The 18,177-nt window shown below is 71.1% G+C and carries 12 protein-coding genes and 4 pseudogenes; 2 read left to right on the top strand and 14 right to left on the bottom strand.

Going from position 1 to position 18,177, the window contains the following annotated elements; genetic code table 11:
- Positions 1–9: 9 nt before the first annotated feature.
- Positions 10–3,522 carry a DNA-directed RNA polymerase subunit beta gene (gene rpoB / locus WBK50_RS28245; protein ID WP_341338486.1) on the bottom strand — a complete coding sequence of 1,171 codons (3,513 nt, stop codon included), beginning with the start codon at positions 3,520–3,522 and terminating at the stop codon, positions 10–12.
- 760 nt (positions 3,523–4,282) lie between these two features.
- Between rpoB and WBK50_RS28250 the strand changes: the two genes are divergently transcribed.
- Both WBK50_RS28250 and WBK50_RS28255 read left to right on the top strand, forming a co-directional pair.
- On the top strand, positions 4,283–5,251 hold the full coding sequence (locus WBK50_RS28250; protein WP_341338487.1) for a cyclase family protein: 969 nt from the start codon (positions 4,283–4,285) through the stop codon (positions 5,249–5,251).
- 13 nt (positions 5,252–5,264) lie between these two features.
- Positions 5,265–6,917, top strand: coding sequence for a class I adenylate-forming enzyme family protein (locus WBK50_RS28255; RefSeq protein WP_341338488.1), 1,653 nt, complete (start codon positions 5,265–5,267; stop codon positions 6,915–6,917).
- A 122-nt stretch (positions 6,918–7,039) separates the two neighbouring features.
- Here WBK50_RS28255 and rplL read toward each other — a convergent pair.
- The 13 genes and pseudogenes from rplL to WBK50_RS28325 all read right to left on the bottom strand — a co-directional run bounded on the left by rplL (position 7,040) and on the right by WBK50_RS28325 (position 18,177).
- Positions 7,040–7,427: pseudogene (rplL, locus tag WBK50_RS28260) on the bottom strand (50S ribosomal protein L7/L12).
- Positions 7,428–7,478: 51 nt separating this feature from the next.
- Positions 7,479–8,057, bottom strand: a complete 579-nt coding sequence (gene rplJ, locus WBK50_RS28265; protein ID WP_341338489.1) for a 50S ribosomal protein L10 — start codon at positions 8,055–8,057, stop codon at positions 7,479–7,481.
- Positions 8,058–8,324: 267 nt separating this feature from the next.
- Complete coding sequence (locus WBK50_RS28270; protein ID WP_341338490.1) at positions 8,325–9,242, bottom strand: hypothetical protein; 918 nt, start codon at positions 9,240–9,242, stop codon at positions 8,325–8,327.
- Positions 9,243–9,297: 55 nt separating this feature from the next.
- Positions 9,298–9,861, bottom strand: coding sequence for a hypothetical protein (locus tag WBK50_RS28275; protein WP_341338491.1), 564 nt, complete (start codon positions 9,859–9,861; stop codon positions 9,298–9,300).
- Between the two features lie 49 nt (positions 9,862–9,910).
- The gene (locus WBK50_RS28280; RefSeq protein ID WP_341338492.1) at positions 9,911–10,753 is read right to left on the bottom strand and encodes a hypothetical protein; all 843 of its coding nucleotides are present in this window, start codon (positions 10,751–10,753) and stop codon (positions 9,911–9,913) included.
- A gap of 112 nt (positions 10,754–10,865) precedes the next feature.
- Positions 10,866–11,018: pseudogene (locus WBK50_RS28285) on the bottom strand (MlaD family protein); the annotation flags it as partial.
- Between the two features lie 125 nt (positions 11,019–11,143).
- Positions 11,144–12,447: pseudogene (locus tag WBK50_RS28290) on the bottom strand (MCE family protein).
- Positions 12,447–13,286 (bottom strand): MCE family protein, encoded by an 840-nt coding sequence (locus WBK50_RS28300; protein ID WP_341338493.1) that lies wholly within the window; start codon positions 13,284–13,286, stop codon positions 12,447–12,449. The pseudogene WBK50_RS28290 and the gene WBK50_RS28300 overlap by 1 nt, the downstream one beginning before the upstream one ends.
- 211 nt (positions 13,287–13,497) lie before the next feature.
- Positions 13,498–13,689 (bottom strand): annotated as a pseudogene (locus tag WBK50_RS28305) (MlaD family protein); the annotation flags it as partial.
- A 94-nt stretch (positions 13,690–13,783) separates the two neighbouring features.
- Positions 13,784–14,758 carry an MCE family protein gene (locus WBK50_RS28310; RefSeq protein ID WP_341338494.1) on the bottom strand — a complete coding sequence of 325 codons (975 nt, stop codon included), beginning with the start codon at positions 14,756–14,758 and terminating at the stop codon, positions 13,784–13,786.
- Between the two features lies 1 nt (position 14,759).
- Entirely contained in the window at positions 14,760–15,941 is a 1,182-nt protein-coding gene (locus WBK50_RS28315) for an MCE family protein (RefSeq protein WP_341338495.1), read from the bottom strand.
- Entirely contained in the window at positions 15,938–17,338 is a 1,401-nt protein-coding gene (locus WBK50_RS28320) for an MCE family protein (RefSeq protein WP_341338496.1), read from the bottom strand. Before WBK50_RS28320 ends, WBK50_RS28315 begins: the two co-directional genes overlap by 4 nt.
- Entirely contained in the window at positions 17,335–18,177 is an 843-nt protein-coding gene (locus WBK50_RS28325; protein ID WP_341338497.1) for an MlaE family ABC transporter permease, read from the bottom strand. The genes WBK50_RS28320 and WBK50_RS28325 overlap by 4 nt, the downstream gene beginning before the upstream one ends.

Raw genomic sequence — 18,177 nt, forward strand, 5'->3', positions numbered from 1 at the left:
GCGGGCCGGTCAGTTGACGACGTCGTCGACGGTCATCGAGTCGGATCCGGGGCGGCTGGACAGGTTGATGCCCAGGTTCGCCGCGGCCCGCTCGAGGTCCTCGTCGTCGGTGTCGCGCATCTCGATCGCCGCGCCGTCGCTGGACAGCACCTCGACGTTCAGGCAGAGCGACTGAAGCTCCTTCAGCAGCACCTTGAACGACTCGGGGATGCCCGGCTCGGGGATGTTCTCCCCCTTGACGATGGCCTCGTAGACCTTGACCCGGCCCACCACGTCGTCGGACTTGATGGTGAGCAGTTCCTGCAGGGTGTAGGCGGCGCCGTACGCCTGCATCGCCCAGCACTCCATCTCACCGAAGCGCTGGCCACCGAACTGGGCCTTACCGCCGAGCGGCTGCTGGGTGATCATCGAGTACGGACCCGTGGAGCGCGCGTGGATCTTGTCGTCCACCAGGTGGGCCAGCTTCAGGATGTACATGTAGCCGACCGCGACCGGGAACGGGTACGGCTCGCCGGAGCGCCCGTCGAAGAGCTGCGCCTTGCCGTCCGGACCGACCATGCGCTCGCCGTCGCGGTTGGGCCGCGTCGAGCCGAGCAGCCCGGTGATCTCGTTCTCCTTCGCGCCGTCGAACACCGGCACCGCGGTGTTCGTGCCGGCGGGCACGGAGAGGAGCTCGTCGGGCATCTTCGACGCCCATTCGGGCCGGCCCTCGATCTCCCAGCCGGACTTGGCGATCCACCCGAGGTGGGTCTCCAGGACCTGGCCGATGTTCATCCGTCGCGGAACACCGTGGGTGTTCAGGATGATGTCGACCGGCGTGCCGTCCGGCAGGAAGGGCATGTCCTCGGCGGGGAGGATCTTGCCGATGACGCCCTTGTTGCCGTGCCGCCCGGCGAGCTTGTCGCCGTCGGAGATCTTGCGCTTCTGGGCCACGTAGACGCGGACCAGCTCGTTGACCCCCGGCGCCAGCTCGTCGTCGTCGTCCCGGGAGAAGACCCGGATGCCGATGACCTTGCCGTTCTCGCCGTGCGGGACCTTCAGCGACGTGTCGCGCACCTCGCGCGCCTTCTCACCGAAGATCGCGCGGAGCAGGCGCTCCTCCGGGGTCAGCTCCGTCTCGCCCTTGGGCGTGACCTTGCCGACCAGGATGTCGCCGGGCTGGACCTCGGCGCCGATCCGGATGATGCCGCGCTCGTCCAGGTCCGCGAGGACCTCCTCGGAGACGTTCGGGATGTCCCGGGTGATCTCCTCGGCGCCGAGCTTGGTGTCCCGGGCGTCGATCTCGTGCTCCTCGATGTGGATCGACGTGAGCACGTCGTCCTGCACCAGGCGCTGCGAGAGGATGATCGCGTCCTCGTAGTTGTGGCCCTCCCACGGCATGATCGCCACGAGCAGGTTCTTGCCCAGGGCCATCTCGCCGTTCTCGGTGCAGGGTCCGTCGGCGAGCACCTGGCCCACCTCGACCCGCTGCCCCTCGTCCACGATCGGCTTCTGGTTGTTGCAGGTGCCCTGGTTCGACCGGCGGAACTTGTTCAGCCGGTACGTCTGCCGGGTGCCCTCGTCGGCCATGATCGTGATGTAGTCGGCGCAGAGCTCCTCGACGACACCCGCCTTCTCGGTGACGACGACATCGCCCGCGTCGACCGCGGCGCGCAGCTCCATGCCCGTGCCGACCAGCGGCGACTCGCTGCGGAGCAGCGGGACGGACTGACGCTGCATGTTCGCGCCCATCAGGGCGCGGTTCGCGTCGTCGTGCTCGAGGAACGGGATCAGCGCCGTCGCGACCGACACCATCTGGCGCGGCGACACGTCGATGTACTCGACGCCCGTCGGCGGGATCAGGTCGACCTCGCCGCCCTTGCGACGGACCAGGACGCGGTCCTCGGTGAAGGAGCCATCCTCGTGCAGCGGCGCGTTGGCCTGCGCGATGACGAAGCGGTCCTCCTCGTCGGCGGTCAGGTAGTCGATCTGCTCGGTGACCCGGCCCTCGACGACCTTGCGGTACGGCGTCTGGATGAAGCCGAACGGGTTGACCTGCGCGAACGTCGACAGCGACCCGATCAGGCCGATGTTCGGGCCTTCCGGGGTCTCGATCGGGCACATCCGGCCGTAGTGGCTGGGGTGGACGTCGCGGACCTCGAAGCCCGCCCGCTCACGGGACAGACCACCCGGGCCCAGCGCGGACAGACGCCGCTTGTGCGTCAGGCCGGCCAGCGGGTTGTGCTGGTCCATGAACTGGGACAGCTGCGAGGTGCCGAAGAACTCCTTGATCGCGGCCACGACGGGCCGGATGTTGATCAGGGTCTGCGGCGTGATGGCCTCGACGTCCTGCGTGGTCATCCGCTCGCGGACGACGCGCTCCATCCGGGACAGGCCCACGCGGACCTGGTTCTGGATGAGCTCGCCGACCGTGCGCAGGCGACGGTTGCCGAAGTGGTCGATGTCGTCGGTCTCGACCGGGATCTCCTCGCCCGGCTTACCGGGCGCCGCCATCATGGTCTCGCCGGCGTGCAGCCGGACGAGGTACTCGATGGTGGTGGCGATGTCCTCCTCGGTGAGCGTGCCCAAGGCGGGCGGCTCGCTGAGGCCGAGCTTCTTGTTGATCTTGTAGCGGCCGACCTTGGCGAGGTCGTAGCGCTTGTCCTTGAAGAACAGGTTCTCCAGGAGTGTCTGGGCGCTCTCCCGCGTGGGGGGCTCGCCCGGGCGCAGCTTGCGGTAGATGTCGAGCAGCGCCTCGTCCTGGCCGGCGGTGTGGTCCTTCTCCAGGGTGGCGAGGATCGTCTCGGAGAACCCGAAACGCTCCTGGATCTGCTCGGTCGTCCAGCCGAGCGCCTTCAGCAGCACGGTGACCGGCTGGCGGCGCTTGCGGTCGATGCGGACGCCGACGGTGTCGCGCTTGTCGACGTCGAACTCGAGCCACGCACCGCGGCTCGGGATGACCTTGACCGAGTAGACGTCCTTCTCGGTCGTCTTGTCGATGTTGTGGTCGAAGTAGACACCCGGGGACCGCACCAGCTGCGACACCACGACTCGCTCGGTGCCGTTGATGATGAAGGTGCCCTTGTCGGTCATCACCGGGAAGTCACCCATGAACACCGTCTGGCTCTTGATCTCGCCGGTGGTGTTGTTGGTGAACTCCGCGGTGACGAACAGCGGGGCCCCGTAGGTCATGTCCTTGTCCCGGCACTCCTCGACGGAGGCCTTGACCTCGTCGAAGCGCGGGTCGGAGAAGGACAGCGACATCGACCCGGAGAAGTCCTCGATCGGAGAGATCTCCGTCAGGATCTCCTCGAGACCTCCGACCGGGTTCTCGTCGCCGGCGTCGATCCGCCGCTGGAACCAGGCCTCGTCGCCGACCAGCCACTGGAACGACTGGATCTGGAGATCGAGGAGGTCAGGCACCTCCAGGGGCTCACGGATCTTCGCGAAGGAGACACGGGTGGGTGCGCCAGGGAAGCTCGGGTTCGCCGAGACGGCGTTGCCGGGGGTCGCAGTGGTCACGGTGGCGCGGGAGACAGCCAAGATGCGTCCTTCCGAGAACTACGCTCTCGTCTGGCGGGCACCGCCCCCGAAGCGCTACCGTCACCTCCGCCGCCACCGGATGCCGATTGCTCGGTGATCCGGGACGTGGACGTCCGGTGTTGCCGGGGAGCGGGACTCGCCGTTTATTGTCAGGGCGCGGACTCCGACCAGGCCCGGCGAGCACGATGGCGGACCTTCGGCACCGGCAGGGGTCCGTTGACCCTGGGAGGGTCGGACCCTGACCGGCGGAATTTCCGACAGCGTGCACGCGGAACCTGGGCGGAGGCAGCGCAAAGAGGCAGTCTAGCCGCAAAAGCAGCCGCTGTCGAGACGGGTCACCGAGCCAAGCATGAAGGCAACCATCGAGACCCAAGAGTGACCTGACAGGCGCACCGAGTCAAGACGCTACGCGTCGGTAAGTGGTCCCCCGTGGAGGACGACCGGCTACTCCGGGCGAGGAACGGCGACCGTCCGCCCGTCCGGCGTGGCGTCCGTCCGCTCCACCCGCCACCGGCGCGAGGTGAACGGTCCACCCGATCGAGGTCTCGCCCGCCGTAGGCGGCGAACGGAACCCGGGGTCGCTCCGACCTTACCCGCAGCAGTCCGCGCCCCCGGCCCCCGGCCCCCGCCCCGTCGGTCTCCGGGCGGATCCCGCCCGGCGGTTGACACCCCCTCACACACGACACGACGATCGACGCGTGCCAGGCAGCTGTCGCACGACGGCCGCGAGCACGCACCTCGCACGACAAGGGAGTCGACCATGACCGAAGTCCCCGCCATGAAGGACCTGCTGGGCGCGGACGCCCCGAGCAACTGGGGCAAGTGGGGGCCCGACGACGAGCTGGGTTGCCTCAACTACCTCGACGCGGGCGAGGTGCTGCGCGGGGTGCGGCACATCAAGTCCGGCGAGGTCTTCACGCTGCAGATCCAGATGGGCCGCACGGACGGCCCCGGGGACCCGCTCTGGCCCGGCCGCGAGGGCATCCAGCGGCGGAACGAGCTCGACGAGAGCACCTGGGACGGCCCGGACGCCCCGGCCTTCCCGGGCGGGCTGCACTACGCCGACGACACCGCCCGGATCTTCCTGCAGGGCTCCACGCAGTACGACGCGCTCGGCCACGTCTGGTACGACGGCAAGCTGTGGAACGGCTACGACGCCCGCACCACGATCGGCGCGATGGAGAAGGCCTCGGTCCTGCCGATCGCCGAGAAGGGCATCGTCGGCCGCGGCGTGCTGATCGACATGGCCCGCCACCGCGGCAAGCAGTGGCTGGACAAGGGCGAGACCTTCGACCACACCGACCTCGAGGCCGCCGCGAAGAACCAGGGCGTCGAGATCGAGCCGCACGACGTCCTCGTCGTCCGCACCGGGTGGATGAAGTACTGGTACGAGCTCAACGACCCGAAGGCCTTCTACGACGGCTTCATCGAGCCGGGCCTGACGTACTCGCGCGAGCTGGTCGAGTGGTTCCAGCAGCGGGAGATCCCGAACCTGGTCACCGACACCATCGCCAACGAGGTCACCTCCGACCCGAACTCGGGCGTGGCGCTGCCGCTGCACTGCGCGCTGATGCGCAACCTCGGCGTCACCCTCACCGAGATCGCCTGGCTCGACGACCTCGCCGACGCGTGCGCCGCCGACAACCGCTGGAGCTTCCTCTACGCCGCCGCCCCGCTCAAGGTCGTCAACGGCACCGGTGCGCCCGTCAACCCGCTCGCCATCCGCTGAAAGGCCACCCCTTGTGAGCATCTACGACGAGAAGCCCTGGCTGGCCCGGTACGCGCCCGGGCAGCCCCCGGAGATCGACGTCGAGTTCGACAGCGCGCTGGACATGTTCCGCGCCACCGTCGCCCGCAACCCCGACGGCGACATCATCCGGTACTTCGACGGGCGGATCACCCTGCGCGAGCTCGACGGGCTGACCGACGCGTTCGCCGCCGGCATCACCGACGCCGGCTTCGCCCCGGGCGAGCGGGTGGCCATCTACGCGCAGAACGTGCCGCAGTTCGTCATCGCCCAGATCGGGACCTGGAAGGCCGGCGGCATCGCCGTGTCGATCAACCCGATGAACAAGGAGCGGGAGCTCACCGAGCTGCTGACGGACTCGGGCGCCACCGTCCTGGTGGCTCTGGAGAGCCTGTACCGCGACGTCGCGGCGAAGGTCGTCCCGGGCACGGCGGTCCGGACCGTGATCACCACCTCCGAGCTCGAGTACCAGACGCGCGACGACGAGCGGATCTTCGCCGGGGTGGAGCGGATCCGGAGCGACGACACCCTCGACATGGCGGAGCTCCTGGAGCGCTTCCGCGACACGGCCCCGCCGGAGGTGACGCTCGGCCCGGACGACATCGCGTTCCTGACCTATACCTCCGGCACCACCGGCCCGCCCAAGGGCGCGATGACCACGCACCGCAACGTGGTGTTCAACGCCCAGAGCTACCGGGACTGGATCGGCCTCGACGGCGACGACGTCGTGCTCGGCGTCGCCCCGCTGTTCCACATCACCGGGCTGGTGGGGCACATCGCGATCGCGCTGCTGGTCGGCGCGCCGCTCGTGCTGATGTACCGGCTCGACCCCGAGGCGACGATCGAGACGATCCGCGACGCCGGGGCCACGTTCACCGTCGGATCGATCACGGTGTTCATCGCGCTGATGAACGCCCCGAACGCCGAGAAGGAGGCGCTCGCCAGCCTGGTGAAGATCTACTCGGGCGGCGCGCCCATCCCGCCGAGCACCGTCAAGGCGTTCCAGTCGACGTTCGGGCACTACATCCACAACATCTACGGGCTCACCGAGACCACGTCGCCGTCGCACGGCGTGCCGCTCTGGTCCGAGGCACCGGTGGACACGGCGTCGGGTGCCCTGTCGGTGGGCGTGCCGATCTACAACACGATCGTCCGGATCGTCGGCGACGACGGCCGGGACCTGCCTGCCGGCGAGGTCGGCGAGCTCGTGACGGAGGGCCCGCAGGTCGTCGCCGGCTACTGGAACAAGCCGGAGGAGACGGCCAAGGCGCTGCCCGGCGGGGTGCTGCACACCGGCGACGTCGGCTACATGGACGCCCAAGGCTGGTTCTACATCGTCGACCGCAAGAAGGACCAGATCAACGCGGGCGGGTACAAGGTGTGGCCGCGCGAGGTCGAGGACGTGCTCTACGAGCACGAGGCGGTCCGCGAGGCCGCCGTGGTCGGCGTGCCGGACGAGTACCGCGGGGAGAGCGTCAAGGCGTTCGTGAGCCTGCGCCCGGGCCGCACGGTGTCCGAGGAGGACCTCATCGCCTTCACGAAGGAGCGGATGGCCGCCTACAAGTACCCCCGCCAGATCGAGTTCCTCGACGAGATCCCGAAGACGGTGACGGGCAAGCTGCTGCGCCGGGAGCTCCGCGACCGCTGAACAGCTGTGCGCGGGAACCGCTGCTCCCGCTCCGCGGCGTGGAGCGTGGCGCCGGCACGCCGAAGGGGCGGGCACCCGGTCCGGGTGCCCGCCCCTTCGGCGGTACTACGTGGTGCAGGCGATCAGGCGAGGGAGACCTTCGCGCCGGCCTCCTCGAGCTTCGCCTTCGCGGCCTCGGCCGCGTCCTTGGCGACACCCTCGAGGATCGGCTTCGGGGCCGACTCGACGAGGTCCTTGGCCTCCTTCAGGCCGAGGCCCGAGACCAGCTCGCGGACGACCTTGATGACCTGGATCTTCTTGTCACCGGCGGCGTCGAGGACGACGTTGAACTCGTCCTTCTCGGCCTCGGCCTCGGCCGGGGCACCGGCGGGGGCGGCGGCGGCGACGGCGACCGGGGCGGCCGCGGTGACGTCGAAGGTCTCCTCGAACTTCTTCACGAAGTCCGAGAAGCTCGATGAGGGTGAGCTCCTTGAACGCGTCGAGCAGCTCGTCGGTGGACAGCTTCGCCATGGTGGCGGTCCTTTCAGAGAAAACGTATGGGGGTGGAGCGGTGGTGCGGGATCAGCTCTCGGCGGGCGCGTCGGCGTCCGCGGGGGCGTCGGCGGCCGGAGCCGTCTCGCCACCCTCGGCGGCCTTCTTGTCCGCGAGCGCCTGCGCGAGACGCGCGACCTGCGACGCCGGAGCGGCGAACAGACCGGCGGCCTTCGACAGGCTGCCCTTCATGGCGCCGGCCATCCTCGCCAGCAGCACCTCGCGGGACTCGAGATCGGCGAGCTTCTCGATCTCGCTGGTGGTCAGGGCGCGACCGTCCATGTAGCCGCCCTTGATCACCAGACCCTGGTTGGCCTTGGCGAAGTCCTTGATCGCCTTCGCGGCGTCGACCGGCTCACCGGTGACGAACGCGATGGCCGTGGGGCCGGTCAGGAGCGCGTCCAGACCGTCGACGCCCGCATCGGCCGCCGCACGCTTGACCAGCGTGTTCTTGGCGACGCGGAAGTTCGCGTTCTCGCCGAGCGCCCGGCGCAGCTGACCCAGCTGGGCCACGCTGAGGCCGCGGTACTCGGTGACCACCGATGCGGTCGCGCCCCGGAAGCGGTTGGCGATCTCGTCGACCGCCTCGACCTTGTCGGGTCGAACCATCGTCGGATGCCTCCTCTCGGGTGTCGGTACGTGCCACCGCTTCGGACCCGGGAAAAGACGAACGCCCCGCGCGCAGGGCACGGGGCGTGAATCGGTGCGTGACGCACCGGCTGCTACCTCGTCCTCCTGCGCGGGCCGTCCGCTGTCGCGGACCTTCGTACACCGCCCGGGACTCCCGGAGCCGTGCAGACCTGCGGTCTTCGGTGGAACTGAGGTCGAGCATACGCGACGGGCGAGACCCCTCTCCGCGGGGCCCCGCACCGGACGTCAGGCGGCCTGCACGGCCGCGATCCTCCAGCGGCCGTCGACGAGCTGGCCGGTCACCGTGAGCCGGCCCGCGGCGGCGAGCTGCTGTGGCTGGTCCCCGGACGCGGCCCGGGTGGCCTGCTGGTCCAGGAAGACCAGCACGACGGCGCGGTCCCCGGCGATCTCGCGGACGGCCGACTGCGCGATCGTCGCCGTGACCACGGCCTGCTGTTGCGGCGCGAGCTGGCGGACCTGACCGAAGAGCTGATCGAACTGGGCGGCGAACTCCGGGGTGATGACGTCGCGCGCCGCGCGCTCGTTCTCGTCGAGCCGGTTGAAGTCGTAGGAGTAGACGGTCTTCACGGCGTCCCCGAGCTGCTGGGAGACCTGAGCGGTGGCGGCGACGTCGGTCAGCGCGGAGTTCTGCGCCGCCGGCGTGTGCCGCATCTGGTACCAGCTCACCCCGGCCGCGACGGCGACGAGCGCCAGCACGAGCGTGACGGCGGCGAGGACGACCGTCCCGCGCTTCGTCCGGGGGCCGGCGGGGAGGTGGAGCCTGCGCGCGCCGGAGAGTCCCGTGGAGGCGCGCGCCGCGGAGACGGTCTCGGTGCTGGAATCCTCGGACCCGGAGTCCTCGAGCACCGGGTCCGCGACGGTCGGGCGCTCCGCCGCGTCCTGTCCGGCGGCCCGGTTCCGTGCCCGGCGGCCCGCCCGCGTCTCCGGGCGGCCCGGCCGGTCCTCGGAGTGGTCGTCGCGGGCGCGGTCCTCACGGGGACGGGTCGTGGTGCTGTCGGAGCGGACCTCGCGGCCCGCGGTGCGGTCGTCGACGGCGACCGAGGCGGTGGCGGCGTCGGCGGCGGTTCCCTCGGGGGCGCGGCCGGCGACGCGGGGACGCCGGATTCCGCTGGTGGGGCGGCGGCGGGGGCTGGTGGGGGGCATGTCGGTGACCTCCTGGCTGTCGGTCGACCTCGGGGGCGGGCGGGGCGGTGTCTGCTCAGCCGCCGGAGCCCGGGGAGCGGATCGGGGCGAGCTTGCTGACCTTCCAACCCGCGTCGGTGCGGGTCATCTCGAGCTGCAGCCGCTGCCGGGTCTGGATCGGCGCCTGCCCGTCCGGGGTGACGGTGACGTCCACGCCGACCAGCACGCGCGCGACGCCCGCGCGGTCGTCGAGCTCGCCGACCGCGGCGTCGGACACGGTGGCCCGGGTCGTGCGCTTCGAGCTGACGACGAACTGCGAGTACTGCGCCCGGTTGGTGCGGAACTCCTCGAGCACCGGGCCGGTGGAGGACTGCTCCCACAGGTCGAGCCCCGGGTCCGGGTTGTGGAAGTCCAGCGTGTTCAGGTTGATCGCGGCCTGCCGGGCGTCGACGAGCACGGCGTCCCGCTCGGTGGCGAGACCGAGCGAGGCGTCGTTGCGCGCCGTCAGCCAGAGGACGCCGAACACCACCGCGGCGACCGCGGCGACGGCCGCCGCGACCTGCAGGGCCCGCCCGGCCGAGGGGCGAGCCCGAGCCGGGGGTTCGGGGGCGGCGGGGGGAGCGTCGTCCAGGACGGTCATCGGTGACTCCATCTCGGGCCGCGGGGGTCGGCCGTCGCGGGGGTTCGGGTCAGGCGAGCGACTGCAGGATCTGGGCCGGCGTCGCCAGGGGCACCGCGGACGTCGGGCCGGTGGGCGCCGTGCCGGACGGTAGCGGACCGGGTGTGGGGTCGACGGTGGCGCCCCGGGCGGGCTTGGGGGTCGCGGAGTTCGGGGCGTTCTGCGCGCCGCGCACGGTCGTGGGGCTGCCCTTCGGCTCGGCGCAGTACGCGTCGGGGTTCACCTGGGTGTCCGCGAGCTCGTTGCCGGCCCGGTGCGGGGTGCCCTCGTAGCCGCGGGCGCACGGGAACGGGTCGAAGACGTTGAGGACCAGGCCGAGGTGGGCCGAGCCGTCCGCCGGCGCCGCCGTGTACCCGACGGCGGTGATGCCCGGGTACGTCGTCAGGATCTGCCGCAGGTTGTCCTGGCGGGGCTCCAGGATGCGGCTGACGGTGAGCAGGTTGGCGACGGTGTCGCCGAGGCCGCCGCCGCTCTCCCGCAGCAGCCCGCGGATCTGCTCACCGGCCTGCGGAGCCGTCGCGATCAGGTGCCGCAGGTCCGGGTCGGATTGCTTCAGCTGCGACGCAAGCTGCGCGAGGCTCGCGGAGAAGTCCTTGAACTGCCCGGAGACCTCGTTCTGCGTGGTCAGCACGGTCCGGCCGTCGCGGAGCAGCGCGGTGGTCTGCGGGAGCGCCTCGGTGGCGGCCCGGCTGAACTCGCTCGTGGTGTCGAGCAGCTTCTGCAGGGGCTCGCCGGTGTTCGAGAAACCCACCCCAAGCTGGTCGACGACGGTCCGCAGGCTGTCCAGCGGGACCGAGCGGACGAGTCCATCGAGGCTGACGACCAGGTCCTCCACCGGGACGGGGGTGCTCACGTTCGCCACCGGGATGACGGACCCGGCCTCCAGCTCGGCACCGGAGAAGCCGGGGCTGAAGGTCGACGTACTGCTCGCCGATCGCGGAGAGGTTCCGGACGGCGGCGTCGACGTCGGCGGGGATCTCCGGCGCGCTGCGCTCGATGTCCAGCTGCACGTCGACACCGTCGGTGGTGAGGGTCAGCGCGCCGACGCGGCCGACGCTCACGCCGCGGTAGGCGACGTCCGCGCCGGTGAAGATGCCGCCGGAGTCCGCCATCCGCATCGTCACCGGGTAGGTCGTCGCCCCGAAGATCGCGCCGAGGTTCGCATACCGGAAACCGACGTAGCCGACGCCGAGGACGGTGACGAGGGCCAGCGCCAGCAGCTGCAGGCGCACGGTGCGGGTGATCACGAGCCACCTCCGAGAAGACCGCCGAGCACGCCGCCGCCGGGCGCCGGGGTGGTCGTGGGAGCGGGTGTGGTCGTGGGCGCCGGCGGGGTCGTCGGCGGCGGGTTGCCCGCCGAGTGGCCGCCGGACGGCGTCGGGACGGGGCCGAGCAGCGGGAAGGCCGGCTGGTCCGGGCGACCGCCGAGCAGCGGGGAGAGCAGCTGCGCGGTGGCCGGCAGCTGGTTGAGGCCAGGGGTGTCCGGGCCGGGGAAGGGCTGGTTGGCGCGGGCCAGGTTGTCCAGCAGGTTCTTCAGGTCCAGGTCCGCGCGCACGTAGAGGTTCGCGTAGTCACCGGCGAACGCGTCGGTGGCGGCGTCGCTGAAGGGGAAGCTGCCGAGCAGCTGCAACGAGTCCGGGAGGTCCTGACCGGACTCGGCGAGCTTCTGCAGCGTCGGGCGCAGGGCCCGCAGATCCGCGACGGCGTCCTCCTGGCTGCGGTTCACCACGTTCGTCGCGACGCCGGAGAGCCGGTCCAGGGACTGCAGCATGTCCACGAGCTGGGTGCGCTGGCTCTCCAGCTCCCGCAGCCCGGGGCCGAGGTTGTCCAGGGCGTTCGCGATCTGCCCGTTCCGCTCGTTCAGCGTGGCGCCGAGCCGGTTGAGCCCGTCCAGGGCGCGGGTGATCTCGCCCTTGCGGTCGTCGAGCGCGCCGACCAGCGTGTCCAGGTTGTCCAGCAGCGAGCGGATCTCCGGGGCGCGGCCGTCGAGGGCGTTGTTCAGCTCGGTCGAGATGGTCTTGATCTGGGCGACGCCGCCACCGTTGAGGAGCAGGGACAGCGAGCCGAACACCTCCTCGACCTCGACGCCGCGGCCTGCGCGGTCGATCGGGATGGTCGCGCCGTCCGCCAGGGTCCCGGCGGCGCTGTTCCCCCGTTCACGGGAGCGGGCGCGGAGAGCTCGACGAACTTCTCCCCCAGCAGGCTCGTCGTGCGCACCCGGGCCTCGGCGTTCGCCGGGAGCGTCACGTCCCGGTTCACCGCGACGGTGACCATCGCGTTCCACGTCGCCGGGTCCACGGCGATCCCGGAGACGGAGCCGACCGGGACGTCGGCGACCTTCACCAGGGACTGCGGCACGAGGTCGACGACGTCCGGGAACTGGATGGTCACCGTGTACGGGTCGTCGCCGAGATCCGCGCCACCGGGGAGGGACACCCCGCGCAGGCCGCTGGAGAGCACGCCGCAGCCGCCGGTCAGCAGCGCGACCGTGGTGCCGAGGGCCAGCACCGACGCGACGCGGCGCGGGCGGGCGGTCCGAGGGCGGATCACGAGCCACCTCCGAAGAGCCGGGAGAAGAAGCCGCCACCGTCGTCGGCCGGGGCCGGCGGCGTGGTGGTCGGCGCGGGAGCGGCCGGCGCGGTGGTGGCGTTCTGCGGCACCGGGCCGGGCGTCGGCGTCGTCCCCGGGGCGGGGACGGTCGGCAGCGCCAGGCCCGGCACCGGGGGTGCCTGTCCTTGGGTCAGCGAGCTCAGGACCTGCGCGGCACTGGGGAGCGGCACCGCGCCGTCGAGCACCGGGGCCAACCCGGAACAGGTGTCCGCGACGGACCGGAACGGGGCCAGCTGCTCGGGCGTCGCCCGCTTCAGCTGGGTGCAGAGGGTGAGGATCGGCGGGTAGGACAGCTCGTTGATGTTCGCCCGGGTGTCCAGCGTCCCGGACGAGCCGTTGTAGCTGTTGGCGAGGTTGCCGAGACCCACCGGCGCGACGTCCAGGATCTCGGCCAGCGAGCGCTGCTGGTCCACGAGCACCTGGGTCACGTCGGTCAGCCGGTCCACGTTCGAGCGCAGGGTGTCGCGGTTGTCCCGGACGAAGGCGGAGACGTCGCCGAGCGCGACGCCGAGGTCCCGCAGCGCGCCGCCCAGGTTCTCCCGCTCCCCCGCGAGGAACCCGGTGACGTCGGAGACCCGGCCGTTGAACTCGCGGACCTGCGCGTCGTTCTGCGCGATGGTCTCGGTGAACTTCTGCAGCTCGGTGACGGTGCCGAAGAGGTCGTCGCTGGAGCCGGCGAGGGTGCCGGAGAGGCCACCGAGGTTCCGGATGGTGTCGTTGAGCGCCTGGCCGTTGCCGTCCAGGTTCTGCGCCGCGACGTCCAGGGCCTCCGACACCGCACCGGTCGAGTTGGCGCCCTGCGGGCCGAGCGCCCGGGAGAAGCTCGGTCGCGGTCCGGGAGAGGTCGTCCACCCCGAGCGGGACCGCGGTGCGCTCGAGCGGGATGGTCGCCCCGTCCGCCAGGGTCGGGGCGCCGGGGGCGGCGACCGGGAAGAGCTGCACATAGCGGCCGGTGACCAGGCTCGGCGAGACGACCGCGGCCTTGGCGTCGGACGCGAGCCGGACGTCCGGACCCGTGAGGGTCATGTCGACCTTCACCTGGGTGCCCTCGGGGGTGATCGAGTCGACCCTCCCGACCGGGACACCCAGCACCCGGACGTCGTTGTCCTCGAACAGCGCCGAGGCGTTGGTGAAGTAGGCGGTGACCTTGCGGCCCCCGTTGTTCGTGACCAGCCAGATCGCGCTGGCCAGCAGGATCACGATGACGGCCAGCAGCGCGAAGAGCTGCAGCTGACGACGGTCGTTGGACCAGGAACCCACCGGGAGCCTCATCTCAGCAGCCCCCCGGGTTGAGCGGGCCGATGCTCGGGGTCGGGAGCAGGCCGCAGATGTAGTTGTCGAACCAGCGGCCGTTGCCCGTGGCGTTGGTGAACAGCCGCAGGAAGACGGCCTCGTTCCGCAGCGTCGCCGCGAGGTTGTCCTGGTTGCTCTGCAGCACCGCGGTGACGCGGTCCAGGGTCTCCAGCGTGGGCCGCAGCTGCTCGCTGTTGTCCGCGACCAGCCCGGAGAGCTGTGCCGAGAGCGACCGGGTGCCGGTCAGCAGCCGGTCGATCGCGTCCTTGCGCTGCTGCAGCTCGCCGAGCAGCAGGTTGCCGTCGGAGAGCAGCTTGTCGAACTCCCCCCGGCGGTTGGCGAGGATCGTCGAGAGGTTGCGGGAACCGGCGAGCAGCTGCTTGATCTGCGCGTCCCGGCTGGAGATCGTCGTGGAGAGCCGGGAGAGGCCGTCGAGCGTGCCGCGCACCTCCCCGGGGGTGTCCCGGAAGGTGTCCGCGAGGGTCCGCAGGCTCTCCGCGAGCTGGCCGGTGTCCAGCTGGTCGACGGTGCCGGACAGGCCGTTGAACGCCTCGACGACGTCGAACGGCGAGACCGTGCGGGTCCGCGGGATGGTCGTGTCCGGGTCCTGCTCCGCCTCGCCCTGCGGGTCCAGCGCCAGGTACTTGCTCCCGAGCAGGGTCGCGATCTGGATCGAGACGCCGCTGCGGTCGCCGACCCAGGCGTCGTCGACGTGGAACGTGACGAGCACCTGGTCGCCGTCGAGCTCCACGCTGCGCACGCGGCCGACCTCGACACCGGCGACCGTCACGCGGTCGTCCGCCTGCAGTCCGGCGGCCTCGCCGAAGTAGGCCTTGTACGTGTCGCCGCCGCCGAAGAGCGCGGTTCCGTTGAACGCCACGAGCACGGCCACGAGGATCACCAGGATCCCGGTGATCGCGAGCGGGACCGGGCGGCGGGCTCCGGGGAGGGCCATCTCAGTTGCCTCCCGTTCCGAGGTCGCCGAAGAGCGGCAGGGCGGGAGCCCCCGCGGGCGGCTGCAACGGGTTCCGGCCCGAGACGAGCTGCTCGAGGGCCGGCGGGGGCGCCGGCAGCAGCGGGGACGGCTGCCCGTCGACGCCGTCCGGGTCCGTCCCGCAGCGCGGTGCGTCCGACTGCCAGAGCGGCAGCTCCTGCGCGGGAACCAGGTCCCCCACGCCGATCGAGCCGGAGAGCCCGCAGAGGTAGAACTGGAACCAGCTGCCGTAGCTCGCCGCCCGGGAGATCTTGTTCAGCTTGTACGGCGAGAACTCCAGGAAGTGCTCGAGCGTCGGCTTCGCCGCGTCCAGGTTCGACGAGAGCGCCCCGAGGGCGGCGATGTCGTCCTTGAGCGGCGGCCGGGCGTCCGCGAGGAACCCGGCGGTGACGTCGGTGAGCTCGCCGATGGACGCGATCGCGTCCCCGATGGGCTGCCGGTCCTGCGACAGCCCGGACACGAGCTGCTGCAGGGAGACGATGAGGTCGTCGAGCTGCTGGTCGTGCGCGTCGAGGGTGCCGAGCACGCCGTTGAGGTTGTCGATCACCTGGCCGATGACCTGGTCCTTGTCCGCGATCGTGCTGGTGAGCGAGGCGGTGCTGGCGAGCAGGCTCTGCACCGTGCCGCCCTCTCCCTGCAGCGTCTGCACGATCTGCATCGAGAGCTGGTTGACCTGCTGCGGGTCCAGCGCCGTGAACAGCGGCTTGAACCCGTTGAACAGGGTGGTCAGGTTCAGCGGGGGCTTCGTGTGCTCGACGGGGATGGTGTCCCCCGCGGCGAGCGTCGCCCCGGTGGCACCGGCGCCCTGGCCGAGGGAGAGGAAGCGCTGCCCGATGAGGTTCTTGTAGAGCACCGCGGCGATGGCCGAGGCCGGCACCCGCAGGCTCGAGTCGACACTGAAGTCCACCTGGGCCAGGCGCCGGTCGACGATCTGGATCTTGTCCACGGCTCCGACGACGACGCCGGCGATCCGGACCTCGTCGCCGGTCAGCAGGCCGTTGACGTCGGTGAAGCGGGCGCTGTAGGTGGTCTTGTCGCCGCCCTGGCTGTTCGCGATGGTCAGCCCCAGCACCGTGGTGGCCAGCATCGTGACCAGCGCGAACACGCCGAACTTGACGAGCGGTCCGATCGGGAGACGGCTCATGTCAGGGTCACCTCCGCACCCCGGTAGAGCGGGCCGACGAGGACGCTGCCCCACTGCGGGACGTCCTGCGGCGAGCCGCCGTTCTGCGCCGACACGAGCTCGGCGACCATCTGCTGCTCACCGGGCGAGTTCGGGACGCCCATGTCGACGCCCCGCCACGCGGCCGGGGTCGCACCCGACGTCGGCTCGTTCTCGCGCGGGCCACCGCCGCGGATCAGGCCCCACGAGTTCGTGCCGTCGTAGGTGCCGAAGGTGTCCGCACCGAACGCCTCGGGGTCGCCGCGCGGGGTGCCCACCGGCGCGGGCGGCGGGACCGAGCCGTCCCGGAACGGGCCGTCCGGCGGGTACTGCGGCCCCGGGTCGACGATCGGGTAGCAGCGCGGGCCACGGTCGTCGGAGAACTCGGGCTCGTCCTGGTTCGGGACGTACTTGCCGTTGTTGGCGACGATCTCCAGCGTGATGTGGATGCCGGGCTGGTCCGTGCCCTTGCCGAACACCTGGTCGACGTTCGGGATGAGCCTGTTCATCTGCTGGAAGAAGCAGGGGAACTCCGGCGCGTAGCGGGCCAGGGTCTCCAGCGTCGGCCGGCTGCTGGCGGAGAGCTGGATCAGGTTCTCGCCGTTCGCGTCGAGGAAGGCCCGCAGGTCGTCCGACGCGCCGGTGACGGAGCGGTAGAGGTCGCGCAGCTCGTCCCGCTGCTCGACGATCGTCCGGCTCGTGGTCGTGAGGTCGTCGAGGGCGTTCAGCAGGTCCGGCGCGGCGTCGGAGAGGTTCTGCGAGAAGTCCGCGAGTTGGGTGATGTCCTCCTGCAGGTCCGGGAGGGACGGGTTCAGGCCCGCGGTCAGCGTGTTCAGCCGGACCAGGGTGTCCCCCAGCTCCTCGCCGCGGCCGGCGAGCGCCTGGGAGAGCGAGCCCAGCGTCGTCGACAGGTCCTGCGGCTTGACCGCCTGCAGCAGCGGGAGCAGGTCGTCGAGGACCCGCTCGACCTCCATCGCGCTCTGGCTGCGGTCCTCTCCGATGACGTCCCCGGCGCTGAGCCGGGCCGCGCCCGCCTGCACGGGCGGGACCAGCGACACGAACTTCTCGCCGAACAGCGTCTTCGGCAGCAGCCGCGCCGAGACGTCCGCCGGGATCTGTCCGATGAGGTCCGGGTCCAGGCTCATCGACACGGTGGCGCCGGCGCCCTCCGTGCTGACCTCCTCCACCTTGCCGACGATCAGCCCGCGGATCTTGACGTCCGCCCGCTCGGCGAGCTGGTTGCCGACCCGGTCGACCTTGAGCGTGACGGGCACGCCGGACTGGAACGCCCCGACGTACTTCGCGATCGAGAGCCCGATCAGCAGCGCGATGACGGCCAGGAACGCGAGGCCCTGGACGACCTTCTTCGTGGACGTCATCCCGCCACCCGCACCGAGGTCTCGGTCCCGTAGATCACCAGGGTCAGGAAGAAGTCCAGGATCGCCGTGCTCACGATCGACAGCCGGACCGCGCGGCCCACGGCCACGCCGACGCCCGCCGGGCCGCCCTTGGCCGAGTAGCCGTAGTGGCAGTGGATCAGGATGACCACCGTCGCGAAGACGATGACCTTGAGATAGGAGTAGAGGATGTCGCTGACCGGCAGGAACAGGTCGAAGTAGTGGTCGTAGGTGCCACCCGGCAGCCCGTTCAGGAAGGTCACGTTGAGCCTGGACGCCGCGAAGCTCGACAGCAGGCCGATCGTGTACATCGGGATCACCGCGAGGATTCCGGCGATCACCCGGGTGGTCACCAGGAACGGCACGCTGGGCACCGCCATGACCTCGAGCGCGTCGATCTCCTCGGAGATCCGCATGGCGCCGAGCTGCGCGGTGAAGCCGGCGCCGAGCGTCGCGGTGAGCGCCGACGCCGCGACCAGCGGGGCGATGTCGCGGGTGTTGAAGTAGGCGGTGATGAAGCCGGTGAGGGCCTCGACGCCGAGTGAGTCCAGGGCCCGGAAGCCCTGCAGCCCGACGAGCGAGCCGACGAACAGCGACAGCGACGCCATGACGCCCGCGGTACCGAGGATGACGATCAGCGAGCCGGAGCCGAAGCTGACCTCGGCCAGCAGCCGGGCGATCTCCTTGGGGTAGCGGCGCAGCGTGCGCGGGGTCCAGGCGATCGCCCGCGCGTAGAGCGAGAGCTGGTCCCCCAGCTGTTCGAGCTGGTCGACGGGGCCGCGGAGGGCGCGGCGGGCCCGGACGGAGAGCGGGGTGGCCAC

Origin of the sequence: Pseudonocardia sp. T1-2H (assembly GCF_038039215.1) — a bacterium.
Lineage (GTDB): Bacteria > Actinomycetota > Actinomycetes > Mycobacteriales > Pseudonocardiaceae > Pseudonocardia.